This is a genomic window from Nonomuraea sp. B5E05, assembly GCF_039880665.1.
GTDB lineage: Bacteria > Actinomycetota > Actinomycetes > Streptosporangiales > Streptosporangiaceae > Nonomuraea.
The window spans coordinates 13883-28178 of the sequence record NZ_JBDPMJ010000054.1; the positions used below are offsets into that span (position 1 = coordinate 13883).

The 14296-nt window shown below is 69.2% G+C and carries 18 protein-coding genes; 9 read left to right on the top strand and 9 right to left on the bottom strand.

The features are described 5' to 3' along the window. The first annotated feature begins 12 nt into the window (after positions 1 to 12). Positions 13 to 1134, top strand: coding sequence for an FAD-dependent oxidoreductase (locus ABGB01_RS44655; protein ID WP_347780302.1), 1122 nt, complete (start codon positions 13 to 15; stop codon positions 1132 to 1134). A gap of 210 nt (positions 1135 to 1344) precedes the next feature. Here the strand turns inward: ABGB01_RS44655 and ABGB01_RS44660 are convergent, their stop codons facing one another. Continuing rightward, complete coding sequence (locus ABGB01_RS44660) at positions 1345 to 2241, bottom strand: RNA polymerase sigma-70 factor (protein ID WP_347780304.1); 897 nt, start codon at positions 2239 to 2241, stop codon at positions 1345 to 1347. Between the two features lie 45 nt (positions 2242 to 2286). After that, positions 2287 to 3489 carry an FAD-dependent oxidoreductase gene (locus tag ABGB01_RS44665; RefSeq protein ID WP_347780306.1) on the bottom strand — a complete coding sequence of 401 codons (1203 nt, stop codon included), beginning with the start codon at positions 3487 to 3489 and terminating at the stop codon, positions 2287 to 2289. Positions 3490 to 4308: 819 nt separating this feature from the next. Between ABGB01_RS44665 and ABGB01_RS44670 the strand changes: the two genes are divergently transcribed. Beyond that, positions 4309 to 4776: a hypothetical protein gene (locus tag ABGB01_RS44670; protein WP_347780308.1), complete on the top strand. Its 468-nt coding sequence runs from the start codon at positions 4309 to 4311 to the stop codon at positions 4774 to 4776. A gap of 70 nt (positions 4777 to 4846) precedes the next feature. Here the strand turns inward: ABGB01_RS44670 and ABGB01_RS44675 are convergent, their stop codons facing one another. Next, positions 4847 to 5461, bottom strand: coding sequence for a TetR/AcrR family transcriptional regulator (locus tag ABGB01_RS44675; protein ID WP_347780310.1), 615 nt, complete (start codon positions 5459 to 5461; stop codon positions 4847 to 4849). Positions 5462 to 5506: 45 nt separating this feature from the next. Here ABGB01_RS44675 and ABGB01_RS44680 point away from each other — a divergent pair, with 45 nt between their 5' ends. The 4 genes from ABGB01_RS44680 (at position 5507) to ABGB01_RS44695 (ending at position 8267) form a co-directional block, all read left to right on the top strand. Next, a complete protein-coding gene (locus tag ABGB01_RS44680) occupies positions 5507 to 5875 on the top strand; it encodes a hypothetical protein (protein WP_347780312.1) in 369 nt (122 codons plus the stop codon). Between the two features lie 124 nt (positions 5876 to 5999). Beyond that, complete coding sequence (locus ABGB01_RS44685; protein WP_347780313.1) at positions 6000 to 6551, top strand: NAD(P)H-dependent oxidoreductase; 552 nt, start codon at positions 6000 to 6002, stop codon at positions 6549 to 6551. Positions 6552 to 6801: 250 nt separating this feature from the next. Further along, complete coding sequence (locus ABGB01_RS44690; protein ID WP_347780315.1) at positions 6802 to 7668, top strand: metalloregulator ArsR/SmtB family transcription factor; 867 nt, start codon at positions 6802 to 6804, stop codon at positions 7666 to 7668. Continuing rightward, positions 7665 to 8267 carry a dihydrofolate reductase family protein gene (locus tag ABGB01_RS44695; protein ID WP_347780317.1) on the top strand — a complete coding sequence of 201 codons (603 nt, stop codon included), beginning with the start codon at positions 7665 to 7667 and terminating at the stop codon, positions 8265 to 8267. The genes ABGB01_RS44690 and ABGB01_RS44695 overlap by 4 nt, the downstream gene beginning before the upstream one ends. Positions 8268 to 8288: 21 nt before the next feature. Here the strand turns inward: ABGB01_RS44695 and ABGB01_RS44700 are convergent, their stop codons facing one another. From ABGB01_RS44700 to ABGB01_RS44710, 3 genes are read right to left on the bottom strand one after another with little or no spacing between them, the layout of a single operon-like run. Next, entirely contained in the window at positions 8289 to 8483 is a 195-nt protein-coding gene (locus ABGB01_RS44700) for a hypothetical protein (RefSeq protein ID WP_347780318.1), read from the bottom strand. Positions 8484 to 8540: 57 nt separating this feature from the next. Beyond that, positions 8541 to 8804, bottom strand: a complete 264-nt coding sequence (locus tag ABGB01_RS44705; RefSeq protein ID WP_347780320.1) for a hypothetical protein — start codon at positions 8802 to 8804, stop codon at positions 8541 to 8543. Positions 8805 to 8812: 8 nt separating this feature from the next. Next, the gene (locus ABGB01_RS44710) at positions 8813 to 9121 is read right to left on the bottom strand and encodes an NAD(P)H-binding protein (RefSeq protein WP_347780321.1); all 309 of its coding nucleotides are present in this window, start codon (positions 9119 to 9121) and stop codon (positions 8813 to 8815) included. 25 nt (positions 9122 to 9146) lie between these two features. Here ABGB01_RS44710 and ABGB01_RS44715 point away from each other — a divergent pair, with 25 nt between their 5' ends. Next, positions 9147 to 9308 carry a hypothetical protein gene (locus tag ABGB01_RS44715; RefSeq protein WP_347780322.1) on the top strand — a complete coding sequence of 54 codons (162 nt, stop codon included), beginning with the start codon at positions 9147 to 9149 and terminating at the stop codon, positions 9306 to 9308. Between the two features lie 60 nt (positions 9309 to 9368). Here the strand turns inward: ABGB01_RS44715 and ABGB01_RS44720 are convergent, their stop codons facing one another. Together ABGB01_RS44720 and ABGB01_RS44725 are read right to left on the bottom strand one after the other, a co-directional pair. Then, on the bottom strand, positions 9369 to 10106 hold the full coding sequence (locus ABGB01_RS44720) for a polysaccharide deacetylase family protein (protein ID WP_347780323.1): 738 nt from the start codon (positions 10104 to 10106) through the stop codon (positions 9369 to 9371). Positions 10107 to 10206: 100 nt separating this feature from the next. Continuing rightward, the gene (locus ABGB01_RS44725; protein ID WP_347624603.1) at positions 10207 to 10800 is read right to left on the bottom strand and encodes a TetR/AcrR family transcriptional regulator; all 594 of its coding nucleotides are present in this window, start codon (positions 10798 to 10800) and stop codon (positions 10207 to 10209) included. A gap of 112 nt (positions 10801 to 10912) precedes the next feature. Between ABGB01_RS44725 and ABGB01_RS44730 the strand changes: the two genes are divergently transcribed. Further along, positions 10913 to 12154, top strand: coding sequence for an FAD-dependent monooxygenase (locus ABGB01_RS44730; protein ID WP_347780324.1), 1242 nt, complete (start codon positions 10913 to 10915; stop codon positions 12152 to 12154). A 123-nt stretch (positions 12155 to 12277) separates the two neighbouring features. Here the strand turns inward: ABGB01_RS44730 and ABGB01_RS44735 are convergent, their stop codons facing one another. Then, the gene (locus ABGB01_RS44735) at positions 12278 to 13102 is read right to left on the bottom strand and encodes a hypothetical protein (RefSeq protein ID WP_347780325.1); all 825 of its coding nucleotides are present in this window, start codon (positions 13100 to 13102) and stop codon (positions 12278 to 12280) included. 198 nt (positions 13103 to 13300) lie between these two features. Here ABGB01_RS44735 and ABGB01_RS44740 point away from each other — a divergent pair, with 198 nt between their 5' ends. After that, positions 13301 to 14161 carry an SDR family NAD(P)-dependent oxidoreductase gene (locus ABGB01_RS44740; RefSeq protein ID WP_347780327.1) on the top strand — a complete coding sequence of 287 codons (861 nt, stop codon included), beginning with the start codon at positions 13301 to 13303 and terminating at the stop codon, positions 14159 to 14161. The last annotated feature ends 135 nt before the right edge of the window (positions 14162 to 14296 follow it).

Here is a 14296-nt window from a genome sequence, read left to right on the forward strand (position 1 = left end):
AAGGAACACCTCATGCGTACGACTGTGGCCGTCGTCGGAGGCGGATACGGCGGCATCACCGTCGCCAAAGAGCTCGACAGCGTCACGGACGTGGTGCTCATCGAACCTCGGGACACCTTCGTCCACAATGTCGCCGCACTACGCGGCCTCACCGACCCGCGATGGACGGACCGGCTGTTCCTCGCCTACGACCGGCTGCTGACCCGCGGCACGGTCATCCGGGACAGGGCCGTGCAGGTGGACGAGACGTCCGTCATCTTGAGATCGGGTACGCGGATCGAGGCCGACTACATCGTTCTGGCGACGGGCTCGGCCTACCCCTTCCCGGCCAAGGTCGACGTCGAGGACAGCACCACCGCCAAGAAGAAGTACCACGCGACCCGCGAAGCTCTCGCGCAGGCCCACCGAGTCCTGCTGCTGGGCGCCGGCCCGGTCGGGCTCGAACTGGCCGGGGAGATCAAAACAGCCTGGGCGGACAAGTCGGTCACCATCGTCGATCCGGGACACGAGATCGTCCCCGGCGGCTACTCCGATGAGTTCAGAGCCGAACTGCGCCGTCAACTCGACGCGATGGGCATCCGGGTCGTCCTCGGCGCGCAACTGCGCGAGCAGCCCTCATCCGAACCCGGTGAGGCCGAGACGTTCGCCGCGACCCTGCACTCCGGCGAACAGCTCAGCGCCGACATCTGGTTCCGCTGCTTCGGCGCCGGCCCGGACACCGGCTACCTGACCGGCGACCTGGCCACGGCGCGGCAGGCCGGAGGCCGGCTCGCGGTCACCGACGATCTGCGCCTGCCCGGTCTGCAACGGGTATTCGCGCTCGGCGACATCACCGCGATCCAGGAGCCCAAACAGGCCGGAACGGCGATAGGCCACGCGGCGGTGATCGCGGCCAACATCCGCGCCCTTCTCCACGGTAGCGGCGGGCTGACCGTCTACCGGCCCGGCCCGCCGGGCATCGTGCTCCCGCTCGGCCCGCACGGCGGCGCGACGTACGCACCAGACTGGCAGGACCACGTGGACCCGCCACCGAGGCGCACATCAGGCGGCACGCGAAGGAGCGGGGGGACGGGCTGCTCGCTCTGGACATCCTTGACGCCGAGATCACTTCTCAGCTCAAGGGGCAACACCTGAACGTAGACGAGTACGCGCAACTCCTCAATGTGCGTTCGGCCGGGAGGTGACACCGGCGGGACCGGGCACCAGCGGTTCGGCACGTGCGAGTCCGCGTGTGCGCACTGATTTCCGATCACGCCATCCAGGCCGACGACACCCGGCAGTCGGCGCCGTTCCGGGCTGCCGAGGCCGCCGCCACGCTCCGCGGGGCCGCGGGCCGTTCCGGTATCAGCTCAGGGTGAGCGGTGTGGCGGCGGCGATGTGGGTGAGCTTGGCGGGATTGCGGACGAAGTAGATGCTGGTGACGAAGCCGTCCTCGACACGGATCGCCATGACGCTGTCGATCTCGCCGGAGACGCGCAGGAGGAGCGCCGGATTGCCGTTGATGGTGGTGGGCTCGCCGGTGAGCGCGCCTTCCTTGTCGTTGAGGCCGGCGAGGAGGAGACGGCCTACCTTTGCCAGGCCCGTGACGGGTCGCAGCGCGGCGCTCCTGACGCCGCCGCCGTCGCTGATCAGGACGACGTCGGGGGCGAGCACGTCGAGCAGGCCCTGCAGGTCGCCGGTCTCCACGGCGTGCTGGAACGATGCGAGGGCGGCTTGGGCCTGCCGCGAGGAGATCACTTCGCGAGGGCGGCGGGCGTCGACGTGTTTGCGGGAGCGGTGGGCGATCTGGCGGACTGCGGCGGGGGTCTTGCCGACCGCCTCGGCGATCTCGTCGTAGCCGAGGTCGAAGACCTCGCGCAGGACGAACACGGCCCGTTCGGTGGGCGAGAGGGTCTCCAGGACGAGCATCATGGCCATGGACATGCTCTCGGCCAGCTCGGCGTTCTCGGCGACGTCCGGCGCGGTGAGCAGCGGCTCGGGCAGCCAGGGGCCAACGTAGGCCTCTTTGCGGCGCCGCAGGGCCCGCACCCGGTCGAGCGCCCGCCGGGTCGTGACGCGCACGAGGAACGCGCGCTGGTCGCGGACCTGTGCCATATCGACCTCGACCCAGTGCAGCCAGGTCTCCTGCAGGACATCCTCGGCGTCGGCCGCCGAGCCGAGGATCTCGTAGGCAACGGTGAACAGCAGGTTGCGATGGGCGATGAAGGCCTCGGTCGCCGGGTCAGCGGCGTGGTCTCGCATCTTCGAATCCTTCCATGGTGCTTGGGCCGCCTGCGCTCCAGGGAGCTACGACAAGCGCGCGGACCGGCCCGCGCGCGTGGCCTGGACGCGCTGCTGCCGGGTGTCGTCCTTGGCCTTCAGGACGCGTGCGCCAGGCTTGTGCGCCTCGGCGGAGAGCGCCTTGACGGTGTGGGAGACAACGAACTCCTTCAGGCGCGCGCCCGGGCGGCCGCCGACGTAGAACCGGATGGCGGTGTCGTCCTTGCGCGCGAACTGGAAGATGCCGGCGCCGCGGCCGAGGCTGACGCACAGCCCGGCGAAGGCGACGCTGATGGGTTGGGGCCGTCCGCCCTCGATCCGGCGAAGCACGGCGTCGGCGGCGTGCGGGCCGAGCTGGACGGCGGATTGGCAGCCCATCCGGTAAGCGAGGCCCGAGGGCGAGGCCGCGTCCCCGGCGGCGACGATGCGGTCGTCGTCGATGCTGGTCAGGGTCTCGTCGGTGAGGAGGCGGCCCGCCTCGTCGGTGCTGAGGCCGCTGCGGGCGGCCAGGTCGGGAACGCCGAAGCCGGCGGTCCAGATGGTCAGGTGGCCGCGCACCTCGCGGCCGTCGGCGAGGTGCACGGCGTCGGCCGTCACGGACGCCGCTTTGGTGCCGGGGCCTTCGAGGACGGTCACGCCGAGGGCCGCCAGCCGCTTGGCGACGAAGCGGCGGCCGTTCGGGTGGAGGTAGGGGCCGAGCTGTCCTCCGCACACGAGGGTGACGGTACGGCCCGCCTCGGCGAGCTCGGCCGCGGTCTCGATGCCGGTGGCGCCGCCGCCGACGACCGTCAGCGCCGCGGTGGCGGGCGCGGCGGTCACGGCCTGGCGCAGCCGCTCGGCCTCCTCCAGGGTTGCGATCGGGTAGGCGAACCTGTCCGCGCCGGGCACCTCCGGTGCGCCGCTGCGGCTGCCCACCGCGTAGATCAGGTGGTCGTACCCGACCGTGCCGCCGTTGGCCAGCGAGACGGTGCGGGCCTCCCGGTCGATCCCGGTCGCGGCGTCGACCACGAGCTTGACGCGTTCGCTCAGGACGTCCTTGTAGTCGACGACCGCGTCGTCGGACCCCACCACCAGTTGGTGCAGGCGGATCCGCTCGACGAAGGCCGGGCGCGGGTTGACGAGGGTCACGGCCACGTCGTCGCGGCGGGTCAGGCGGTTGGCCGCGAGGACGCCGGCGTATCCACCGCCGATCACGATGACTTCCGTCCGGCCGCCGGTGTGCTTGGTCATGGTCTCTGCTCCGTTCGTTCGCGGTTCGCACACAAGTCGCCGGACGAAGAAGGCTTGTGACAAGGTGTGGCTCGGATCACATCCGACGGTGGGTCAGGGCGCGTCGGACAGGTGGACGCGCAAGAGGGAGGCGTTGGAGAGGCCGGTGGCGAAGTAGTGGGCGTCCAGGACGACCTCGACGCACGTGATCCGGTACGTCATCCGGGCCGACACATCGGGCAGGCTGAAGCATGGTCCGGCGGTCGGCTCGGCCGCTGGCCGAGGTCACTGACGCCGAGATAGTCAGACCGCTGGTCGAGGACCGCCCTCGCGTCGTTGGGCATGGCGAAGCCGACGCCGAACTGGGTGCTGCGACCGCGTGATCTGACTTGCGGCTCTGGGATGAGTGGTGCCCTGCTCCGATCCGGGGGCGGCCTGCGGTCGACCTGCTCTGCCGGGATTTCGAGGACGTCGGCCGAGGTGTCGGCTGTCTGGAAATGGTGGGGCGGCAGCGTCCTCTGGGAACCGCGATGTGCATGGCCGAGGGAACCAGTGCGGTGGCGACCATGACCAGTTTCGGTTTCTCCTCATATCCCGGGGGAGCGGTCTGCCTGCGCAGTGCACGAGCTTCACGGGGGCGTGAAGGCGGTGCCGCAGCCACGTCGCGACGTCGGCGAGGCTCGGCAGACGAGCGCTGGTGGCCAGACCACCCGGACGAATGGGATCGCGACGTGATCGTTCCCACGCACCGCTGGCCTCCCCCTGCGCCGGCGACCGCTCTGGAGTACCGCCGCCGCATCATCGAAGGCCGCCGTCCGCTCACAGTGGCGGTCCGCCACAGTGAGTTCCCCGGTTGGTTCCTGCTTCTCTCTCGAGACGTGGGTTTCTCAAGTACCAGGCAAGCCCACCTGGTTCATCAACCAGAACCTGGGGATCAAACCGGCGACGCCGCAGGACGAGGAGGCGTGGCGGGCGGCCGGCTCTCCGCACAGCTGGACCTACCCGGGCACAACCGTCACCAAGCGCGGCAAGTCCTTCAAGACGCGGAGCAAGCCGGGCGAGCCCGTGGCCACGCGGGTGCACGGTGATGCAATCGACTCGTCGGTGGGCAAGCCCATGACGCGGGCCGCGCTGAGCGGACTGCCAACGACCCCCGACGGCCTGAGGGACTACCTGAAGACGGTCATCGCCAAGCAGTGGGGCGCGGAATACGCGCACGTGGACGTGAACGCCGAGCTCTACCGGGCCGACGTGCACATGCCCTCGGCCCGCATCTGGTTCGGGAGGTGCGGAGCGGGTGTCCGGTGAGGCCCGGGAGGTGCCGAGTCGACGTTCCCGTCACGAAGGGCCTGCGCGGAAGGCGGCCGGGGCGGAGCCGTTATCGGCACAGGCTTCGTTCGGCGGTGGTGGCGAGTATCGTCGCGGTCTGGTCGAGGGGGAGGTTGCGGCCGGTGTGCAGCAGGTCGAAGCTGTCGAAGCTGGTCAGCAGCCAGAGCAGGTCGGTGGCCTGGCCGAGGGTGACGTCAGGGCGCAGCACCCCCTGCTCGTCCAGGCGCTGAGCCAGCTCGTCCATTCCGGCGGCGCGGCCTTGCTCCATCCGCTGCACCGCGCCGCCTACCGCGGCGGCGTTCAGCAGTGCCATCGACGCAAGCACGCGCAACACGTCCCGGTGGGCCGCGTACATCTCCACGATCGAGTGGATCGCGCCCCGCAGCGCCTCGCGGGCGTCGGGATGGGCCGACGCCTGGAGCATGCGGTCGAAGCCTCCGCGCTGCAGCAGGTCCGCGCCGACCGCGTCGAAGAGCCCGGCGCGGGAGCCGAAGACGAGATAAACGGTAGGGCGCGCGACGCGTGCCATGCGGGCGATGCGATCGATGTTGACCGGTTCCGATGGCGCTTCGCGCAGCCGTTGGTAGACCGCGTCGAGGATGCGGCGCCGGGTCTCCTGCGCCGCCTCTGCGCGGAGGCGCTGTTCGTACTTCCGGGTGGCCATGGGCCTCATCCTAGCATTGAGTTGACAGCGTGTATTTTAAAATACATGCTGTCGTTCGAAATCGAGGGTCACCGCAGGATGGTGACGGCCGATCCCGACAGCGAATGCGAGGAGCCCGTTGTGCATGTGATGATCCGCTGGCAGATCAAACCCGATCAGGTGGAGCGCGAACTGGAGTTGCTGCGTGCCGTCTACGAGGACATGCACGCGGTTCGGCCAGAGGGCCTGCGCTACGCCACCTTCCGGCTCGACGACGGCGTGACCTTCGTGGACGTGGCCGAGATGGCCGACGGCCCCGGGGTGTTGCAGCAGGTGGAGGCCTTCCAGCACTACAGGGCCACCCTGGAGGAGCGGTGCGACGAGCCTCCTGCCGTCACCGTGCTGCAGGAAGTGGGCGCCTACCGCTTCCCCTGACCCCGATCAACGGTTCGAGGCCCAAGCCAGACACGTACACGCGCGTTCCGGAAGGCAACCCGTTATGCGATCCACGATCCCACCGCCCGCCGCCGACCAATCCCAACGCACCAGCAGACCGAAGGTGGCGATCATCGTCGGCAGCACCCGCCCGGGCCGCAAGGCCGAAGCCGTCGCGGCTTGGGTGCACGATCTCGCCGCCCGCCGCGACGACGCGACCTTCGAGGTCGTGGACATCGCTGACTACACGCTGCCCCATCTGGACGAGCCCGTCCCGCCACGCGCCGGCCACTACAGTCACCCTCACACCCATGCCTGGGCACAGAAGATCGGCACCTTCGACGCGTACATCTTCGTGACCCCGGAGTACAACGCCTCGGTTCCCGGCGCGCTGAAGAACGCCATCGACTTCCTGTACGCCGAGTGGAACGGCAAGGCCGCGGGATTCGTCGGCTACGGCATCCAAGGCGGTACTCGAGCCGTCGAACACCTGCGGCAGATCCTCGGCGACCTGGAAGTCGTCGCCATGCCCACGACGGTCGCCTTGACCCTCGCCGACGACTTCCAGGACCACACCTCCTTCACGCCGAGCGCGGTGCCGGCCGCGAATGCCGCCGGCATGCTTGACGAGCTCGTAGCGCAGACCGCGCAATCGAAGGAGGCGGGGCGCCGCTGAGGCCAGCCTTCTCGAGGGCGGCCCGGATGCAACCTCACGGGGCCCGACCGAGGAGCGGACGGATTTGCCGGCGACAGCAGCGACGACCGGCCCGGAGTGCCTCGCCGCTGGAATCCACGGCGAGTTGCTGGCCGACGACGCCGGCGACCGTCGCCTGCTGGCCAGTCGGACGCGGCCCTGTGCTCCTCAATGCCGATCGTCCCAAATATTCCTTGACACGAATATTCTTTGAAGTGAATACTTCTCACTCATGGAGGCACTCCTCGCCGCACTGGCCGACCCGGCCCGCTGGCGGCTCGTGACTTTGCTGGCCGAGCGGCCCAGGTCGGTCGGCGTCCTGGCCCAACTCGCCGAGGCGCGTCAGCCGCAGACGACCAAGCACCTGCAGACCCTCGAACGTGCAGGTGTCGTCGTCTCCCAGCGCACCGGCCAGCGTCGCGTGTACGCGCTCCAGCCCGGCCCTCTGCGGGATCTGGCGGCTGTGCTGCATCGGCTCGCGGACACCGCGGACCGGGGCGGAGGCCCACGCGAGACGTATGACCGTTACGGGGTAGGCCTCCACGCCGAGCGGCAGGCCGCGCGGGCGCCGGGATGGGCCGACGGCCGCTCGTTCCGCTTCCGCCGCTCTCTGACAGGACGCCCCGAGCAGATCTGGCGCCACCTGACCGACGCATCGCCACTCGCCCGCTGGTGGGCGCCCGACGGGCTGCGCGTCTCGGAGTTCGTGTTCGAGGCGCGACCGGGCGGGCGGATCGTCCTGGAATACCGCGATGCCGAGGACCTCGACGACTCTGACCTGGTCGTCGGGCGCGCGCAGGGTGTCGTCGACGACGTACGCCCCGGCGAGCACCTGGCCTACCGGCTCTCCCCCTTGCTACCCGACGGCGGCCTCGCCTTCACCGGCCACCTCGACTTCGACCTCCGGCACACCGAAACGGGCGCCGACCTGGAGGTCCATTACCGGATCACCGACAGCACCACCGACTCGGCGGACTTCATCGCCGGCATCGAGATCGGCTTCGGCCAGAGCCTCGACCGACTCACGGCGGCCCTCGCCGCAGATCCCCACAACACCGACGGCACCGAGCACGACAGCGACACAAGGAGCACGATATGACGGAGCAGACCGCTGGCCGCAAAGTCACCGCCAACCTGGTCATCAGCCTCGACGGACGCTACCACGGCGCCGGCGGGCCCACCGACTTCGCCACGTTCGCCTCGTACGCGACCACCGACGTGGCGCGAGACCAGATGACCCGCATGCGGGAGAACGCGACCACCGCCGTACTCGGCCGGGTCCTCGCCGAAGGGTTCATGGGGTACTGGCCGCCGGTCGCCGCCGACGACAACGCCGATCCGCGCGACCGCGGCTATGCCAAGTGGCTGGTCGACACCGAGAAGGTGGTCTTGTCGACCACCCTGACCGAGGCGCCGTGGGAACGGACCCGCGTGGTGAACGCCCCCGCCGCCGATCTCGTCTCCGAGCTCAAGGCCGACGGCGAGGGCGACATCCTCGTCAACACCAGCCCCAGCGTCACCAAGGCGCTGCTGTCGGCCGACCTGCTCGACCGGATGTACCTCGTCCTCATCCCGGAGATCGCCGGAGGCGGGCTGCGGCTGTTCGACGACGGCCTCCCGCCGTCGAAGTGGCGGCTCACCTACCAGGAGGCCGGCGATCTCGGCGTGATGGCCCTGGTCTACGACCGAGTCCGCTGAACCGGCTCCGCGACTCTGGAGTCAGCTTCGGGACACGCCGGTGAGGCGGGCGTTGACGAGATGCCGGCGTTCCGGCGGGAGGTCGTGAGCGTCCATGGCCCTTCCCAGCAGTTCGGCGTCGAACGAGTGCGCCGCCAGGTGGTCGAGGAGGGATTCGTACCGATCAGGGCGGTCGCGCAGGAGCTCCGTCACCAACCGCAGTTCCAGCCGCACCACGGGCAGCGCGGGCTCATCCCCGTCAGGGGTGCCTGCTCCTGGCCGCAGGGCTTGGCATCAGCGGAAGACCGTGGCGTTGCGCTTGGCCCGGTCGGCGAAGGGGGCGGGAGCACGGCCGAGGATCTCCTGGACATCGGGGCTGACGGTCCGTTCGCGGACGGTAGGGGTGCCGAGGATGTCGAGGGTGGTGTCGGCCACCGGGGCGGGCATGAACGTGAGCATCTGGGCGTGGGCCTCTTCCTGGGTCTGGTCGATGAAGGCGACGGGCTCGCCGATGGCGTCCCCGATGGCGGCCGCGCGCCGGCGTGGGGTGGTCGGCATGGGGCCGGTCAGTTCGTAGATGGCCTTCGTGGGGAAGTGAGCAGGACGATCTTTCCGTAACCCGCGAACGGGGCGACGACCCGAGCGGGGTCGCCGGCCATCATCAGGTCCCCGCCGACGAGCAGGAAGAGCGCATCCGCCGCGGAGGGCAGGTCGGCGGACGGCTGGGAGAGGTCGGCGGAGACCGCGCGGACGCCGGGCGGCACGTCGCCATCGGTGATGCGGCGGGAGGCGGCGGTCACCTCGTGGCCCTGCTCGGCGAGGATCTGGACCAGCGTGCGGCCGATATTTCCGGTGGCTCCCGTGACAACGATCACGATGGATCTCTCGATTCTGAGTTAGTTGGCTTACTTAAAGGAAACTTGGCACAGCGCCGTACCCTCCGAGCCCCGCTACGGTTATCCGCTGAAGGTACGGGCCGAGATCGAGCGGCTCGTCGACGAGCTCGAAGCGCATCTGACGTATGAGGAGGAGCAGCTGATCCCGATTCTCGACCTCGCCTGAAGCCCGACCGCTTCTGTGACGCCGCTGCCCGCGTGCCCGACGAGATCGGCGATGGTCAGGTCAGCGACGTTGCAGAGCGAGCAACTCTGAGACCGTGACGAACCGGTATCCCTGCTCACGGAGGCCGGCGATCAGGTCCTTGATGGCCTCGCGAGTGTTCTGCCCGCTGCCGTACCAGGGGTGGAGCAGGATGATCGATCCTGGCCTCGTCTGCTCGCGTGCAGCCGCGACGATCTCGGGGGCGGTCGGACTCTTGCCCGAGTCCGGCTCCACGTCCCACATCACCGTTCGCCTCCGGTTGTCGGCCAGATACAGCGGTAGCACCAGCAACTTCTTGCCCGTCGGCGGACGGAACAGGATCTCGCCGCGCTGCCCCGCCAACCGGATGGCCGCATCGGTGCGTTCGATCTCACTCGCCACGGTGGAGGGGGAGACGAAGACCATGCGCCGATGGCTGTAGGTGTGGTTGGCGAGCTGATGGCCTGCGGCGACCAGCGCCCGCGCGTCCTGTGGCCGGGCCTCGACGTGGGTGCCGACGACGAAGAACGTCGCGCGAACGCGCTGCTCGGCGAGGACGTCGATGATCTCGTGGGTGTGCTCGTCGGGGCCGTCGTCGAAGGTCAGGGCGACGACCTTCTCGTCGGTCGTCACGCGGTCGGTCAGTTCTCCCGCCAGCTGGAAGGTCCGGGCGTTCATCAGCTGGTACAGGCCCACCGCTCCAAGGAGGAGGAAAATGGCGAGCAGGGGTACGAGGAGCTTGAGCCATCTCCTGCGTACGGTCGTTTCGGCTGCGTCCATAGGTGATCATGGAATCACGAGCCGGAGACCCCGGAGGCCGCGCTCACACAACCGAGGGCGCGAGCCGTCCGCGTGACGGAGGCGCACCCGGACCCTGCCGTCAGGCGTGGTGTGAGGTGCCGATGAGGACGATGTCGACGCACCTGTCGACGAAGGCGTCGTCGGGGACCCGGCCTGGCCCGAACACGCTGAACCAGAGCGGGCCGACGACCTGGATGATCAGCGTGTCGGGGTCGGTGTCCGGCGGCAACTCGCCGCGGGCGATCGCGCGTTCGACGATCGGGCGGGATGCGGCGAAGCGGCCGGCCCAATAGCGCGGGCCCAGGTCGGCCAGGGTCTCGTGGCCGGCGCCCGTGGCGAGCGCCACCATCAGGTTCCGGTTGGTGGGTGCCAGGATGGTGTCGCGCACCTGCCGGGCGAGCGCCGCCAGGTCGGAGCGGACGCTCCCGGTGTCGGGGATTGCGATCTGACGTGTCGTGCCCGCGTTGAGGGCGTCGGCCAGGAGTGCTTCGCGGGTGCCCCAACGGCGGTAGATCGTCGTCTTGTTGACCCCCGCTCTGGCGGCGATGTCCTCGATGGACAAGCCGGCCAACCCCTTGGCGGTGAGGGCGGCGAGCGTGGCGCGGTGCACAGCCTGGGTGACGCGGGCGCTGCGGCCGCCGGTGCGGCGCCGTGGTGAGGGTGAGCCTTCCATACCGTTCCCAGTAAGGCAGCTCGACGCCCTTAAAGCAACTCGACGTTGCATGCAACGCAGAGTTGCTTTAAAGTCGAGCCACGCCGTCATCCAGGCGGAAGAAGGAGGCGACGTGGAGGTCGTGGTGGTCGGGGCCGGGCCGGCGGGCGCGACGCTCGCCATGTTGCTGGCCAGGCACGGAGTGCGTACTCGCCTGTTGGAAAGGGAGACGTCCAGCGGCGGGGTGTTCCGCGGCGAAGGCCTCATGCCGCTCGGGCTCGACGCGCTGGGCCAGATGGGCCTCGGCCCGCTGCTCGCCGAGATTCCCGGTCGGCTGGTCGAGACGTGGCGCATCTTCATCGACGGCGACGAGGTGTTCACCATCCCCGAACCGGTCGACCGGATCGGCGAGCAGGCATTCCGCGTCGCATCGCCCGCCGAGCTCCTGGAGCGCGTCATAGAGCAGGCGCTGACCAGGCCCGCCTTCACCTATCACCCGGCCACCCGCTTCGCCGACGTCGTGCGGGACACGACGGGCCGGATCGCAGGGGTGCGGGCCCAGCAGGAGAACGCGGCCGTGGAATGGCCCGCGGACCTGGTCGTCGGCTGCGACGGGCGCGGCTCGTCGGTGCGCACCCGCAGCGGATTGACGCTGGCCCGGGCGCACGAGGCCTACGACGTGCTGTGGTTCAAACTTCCGGCGCCGCCGTCACTGCGCGAACGATGCGACTTCCACATCATGGTGCGGCGGGGCCGGCATCCCCTCATCGCCTACACCTCATGGGACGATCTGCTGCAGTGCGGACTCATCATGCCCAAGGGCGCGATGGCCGAGTTCCGCGGAGACCGCTGGCTCGACGCCGCCGTGCAGTCAGCGCCCGGCTGGCTGGCCGAGCACGTGCTGGGCAGCCGTGACCAGGTGGTTGGGCCCATCCGGCTCAACGTGATGGTCGGGCATGCGCCCTCCTGGTCGGCACCTGGGGTGCTGCTGCTGGGAGATGCGGCACACCCCATGTCGCCGGTACGCGCGCAAGGCATCAATCTTGCGCTCCGCGATGTGATCGTGGCCGCGAACCATCTCGTTCCGCTGGCGGGCGGCCCGGTGGACCCGGCGGCGATCGACGCTGCCTGCCGCGCCATCCAGACCGAGCGCGAGCCCGAGGTGCTCCGGGCGCAGAAGCTGCAACGCAGGGAGGCCAGGGGGCAGGGCGACGCACGCTCTGGGAGCTGGCGCTACGGGGTGGCCAAAAGAGGAGCGCGGCTGCTGGGACGGTACGCCTGGGCGCGGCGCGCCTGGCTCCAGCGCCAGCACGATTTGCGCTTCGGTTCCACGACCGTAAGGCTTCGGCACTCGGCGCCCGCCACCTCGTTGTAGTCGGCAGCGGCCTCGATGTCGAGCCGGCCACCGACGACGCTACGGATATCGCCGCCACGCCCACTGCCGCAAGGAGCCGTTGTGCGCGGCCTGGATTTCTCGGCTATCGAGCCCAGCCGCGGACTACCACTGGTAAAGGTACTGATTGTGATCCGAATGCCACGCAGTGCCGTACCATTTCATGTTGTCGGAGTCCAGCAGGACCACGTGGCCGCCCCAATAGCCGTCGATCTGGAAAACGGCCCACCAGCCGGTGTTCTCCTCGACGACGCGGCTGGTCCTGACCGCCTTCGCCTTGAACCAGCTCCACATGTTACGGGCCCGGATCGGGCGTTTCGACGGGCATCGGGCCGCAATGTGGTCGTTGGGCGGCAGCAGTTCGTTGTATCCGGCGCGAATAAAAGCGTCCGAGAGAAAATGGGCGCAGTTGTTCTCATAAGAGTCGCCCCCGGAGCAGCGGGCGTTATATCTCTCCCCGACCTCGGAAAGCGGCGGCGTGGCCACCCGCGCGGCGGTTGGTGCGCCCGGAACGTACACGGAGGGGGGTGGCGGGATGTTCTCCATGTCCTCGCGCACCGGGGCGCCGGGGGAGCCGTCGGGCGCCACTGGCGGCGCATATTCCCTGACCGCAGTGAAGGGCGACGAAGAATTCAGGACGCAAGGGCTGACCCGTAGGGCGCGGGCCCCTGCCGTCACCCATAGCCGGACCCGGTCGCCATCAAGCCGCTCTTCCCTGGTGATATCTGCTTTGTTGATGGAGAAGATGGACTCGGGGGACTGGACCAGGAGTTGATGATCCCGGTTGTTCATGTCATCCATCGAATATCCCTCGAAGGGGATGACGGGCCGGCCGTTTCCGCTTCTGTCGATCAGAGAAGCCAGATCGGTTTCTTGCGGCGTCATCGGATCTCCTAAGCCATCGAAGCGCCAGCCCGCAGCAGAGCGCACGTGGACTCCTATCCCCCGTCGAATTGGTGACCACACGCGACAATCCGACTCTTGGGCAACCAAATATGGTTTCACTAACGAGCCCGCCTGTTCGAAGGCAGGGCCATAACGTTGCCGGTCCTGGCGACGGCGCGATCTTTTGTTCGGTGGTCGCGCCGGTTTGCGTTCGAGCGCGCTCGAAGGCATAACGTCCCCGCCATGACGACACAGACCTGGATCATCACTGGCGCGTCCCGCGGTTTCGGGCGGGCACTGGCGGAGTCGGCGCTCGAGGCCGGTGACCGCGTGGTCGCGGCGGTGCGCCGGCCCGAGAGCGTGGCCGATCTGGAGGCCGAATACCCGGACAGCTGCCTGATCGTGAAGTTCGACGCCCGGGACGTCGCCGCGGCCGCGGACCTCGTACGCGACACCCTCGACCGTTTCGGTCAGCTCGATGTGCTGGTCAACAACGCCGGCCGGGCCGTGGTCGGAGCGGTTGAGGAGATCAGCGACGCGCGGTTGCGTGAGCTGATGGATCTGCACCTGTTCGGCCCTGCCGCGCTCGTACGGGCGGCGCTGCCCGCGATGCGTGAGCGGGGCACCGGGACGATCGTGCAGATGAGCAGCCAGGGCGGGCGGACGTCGTTCCCCGGGGTGTCGGCGTACTCCGCGTCGAAGTTCGCCCTCGAGGGCTGGTCCGAAGCCCTGGCCGGTGAGGTGGCACCGTTCGGGATCCGCGTGCTGCTCGTCGAGCCTAGCCGGTTCAGGACCGGCTTCAACGGGGGCGACGTGCTCGAGTTCACCGAGCCGTCCGCGACCTACCGGGACGTGCTCGCCGACATCCGTGCGGACATGGCAGGGACCGACGGCCGTCAGGAAGGTGACCCGGCGCGGGCGGCCGAGATCATCGTGTCCCTCGTGCACGGCGACGAGGTGCCGCTGCGGCTGCCGCTCGGACGCGAGGCGGTCGAGCGTATCTCGCGTGCCTACCGGCGTGGCCTGGACGAGGTCGAGCGGTGGGCCGAGACCGCCCGCAGCGCCGACTTCGAGGGAGTCTCCGCATCGGTACGACCCGTCTAGGCTCGTGGTCATGTTGCGTCCTGGAAGCTGGTCCAGGCCTGCGGGTGAAAGTCCCGTCCGGGTAAGCATCGGAGCGCCCGGTAGCAGGCCCCGGTTCGTCGTGGAGACATGGCGGGCTGAGCGGGGTGTCAAGAG

Bases quoted from the DNA above. Each gene is read 5' to 3' on its own strand.
- ABGB01_RS44680 (WP_347780312.1), top strand. From the start codon at position 5,507: ATGCTGTCGTTCGAAATCGAGGGTCACCGCAGGATGGTGACGGCCGAT.
- ABGB01_RS44705 (WP_347780320.1), bottom strand. From the start codon at position 8,804: ATGCCGACCACCCCACGCCGGCGCGCGGCCGCCATCGGGGACGCCATC.
- ABGB01_RS44690 (WP_347780315.1), top strand. From the start codon at position 6,802: ATGGAGGCACTCCTCGCCGCACTGGCCGACCCGGCCCGCTGGCGGCTC.
- ABGB01_RS44725 (WP_347624603.1), bottom strand. From the start codon at position 10,800: ATGGAAGGCTCACCCTCACCACGGCGCCGCACCGGCGGCCGCAGCGCC.
- ABGB01_RS44655 (WP_347780302.1), top strand. From the start codon at position 13: ATGCGTACGACTGTGGCCGTCGTCGGAGGCGGATACGGCGGCATCACC.
- ABGB01_RS44675 (WP_347780310.1), bottom strand. From the start codon at position 5,461: ATGGCCACCCGGAAGTACGAACAGCGCCTCCGCGCAGAGGCGGCGCAG.
- ABGB01_RS44665 (WP_347780306.1), bottom strand. From the start codon at position 3,489: ATGACCAAGCACACCGGCGGCCGGACGGAAGTCATCGTGATCGGCGGT.
- ABGB01_RS44720 (WP_347780323.1), bottom strand. From the start codon at position 10,106: ATGGACGCAGCCGAAACGACCGTACGCAGGAGATGGCTCAAGCTCCTC.
- ABGB01_RS44660 (WP_347780304.1), bottom strand. From the start codon at position 2,241: ATGCGAGACCACGCCGCTGACCCGGCGACCGAGGCCTTCATCGCCCAT.
- ABGB01_RS44695 (WP_347780317.1), top strand. From the start codon at position 7,665: ATGACGGAGCAGACCGCTGGCCGCAAAGTCACCGCCAACCTGGTCATC.
- ABGB01_RS44740 (WP_347780327.1), top strand. From the start codon at position 13,301: ATGACGACACAGACCTGGATCATCACTGGCGCGTCCCGCGGTTTCGGG.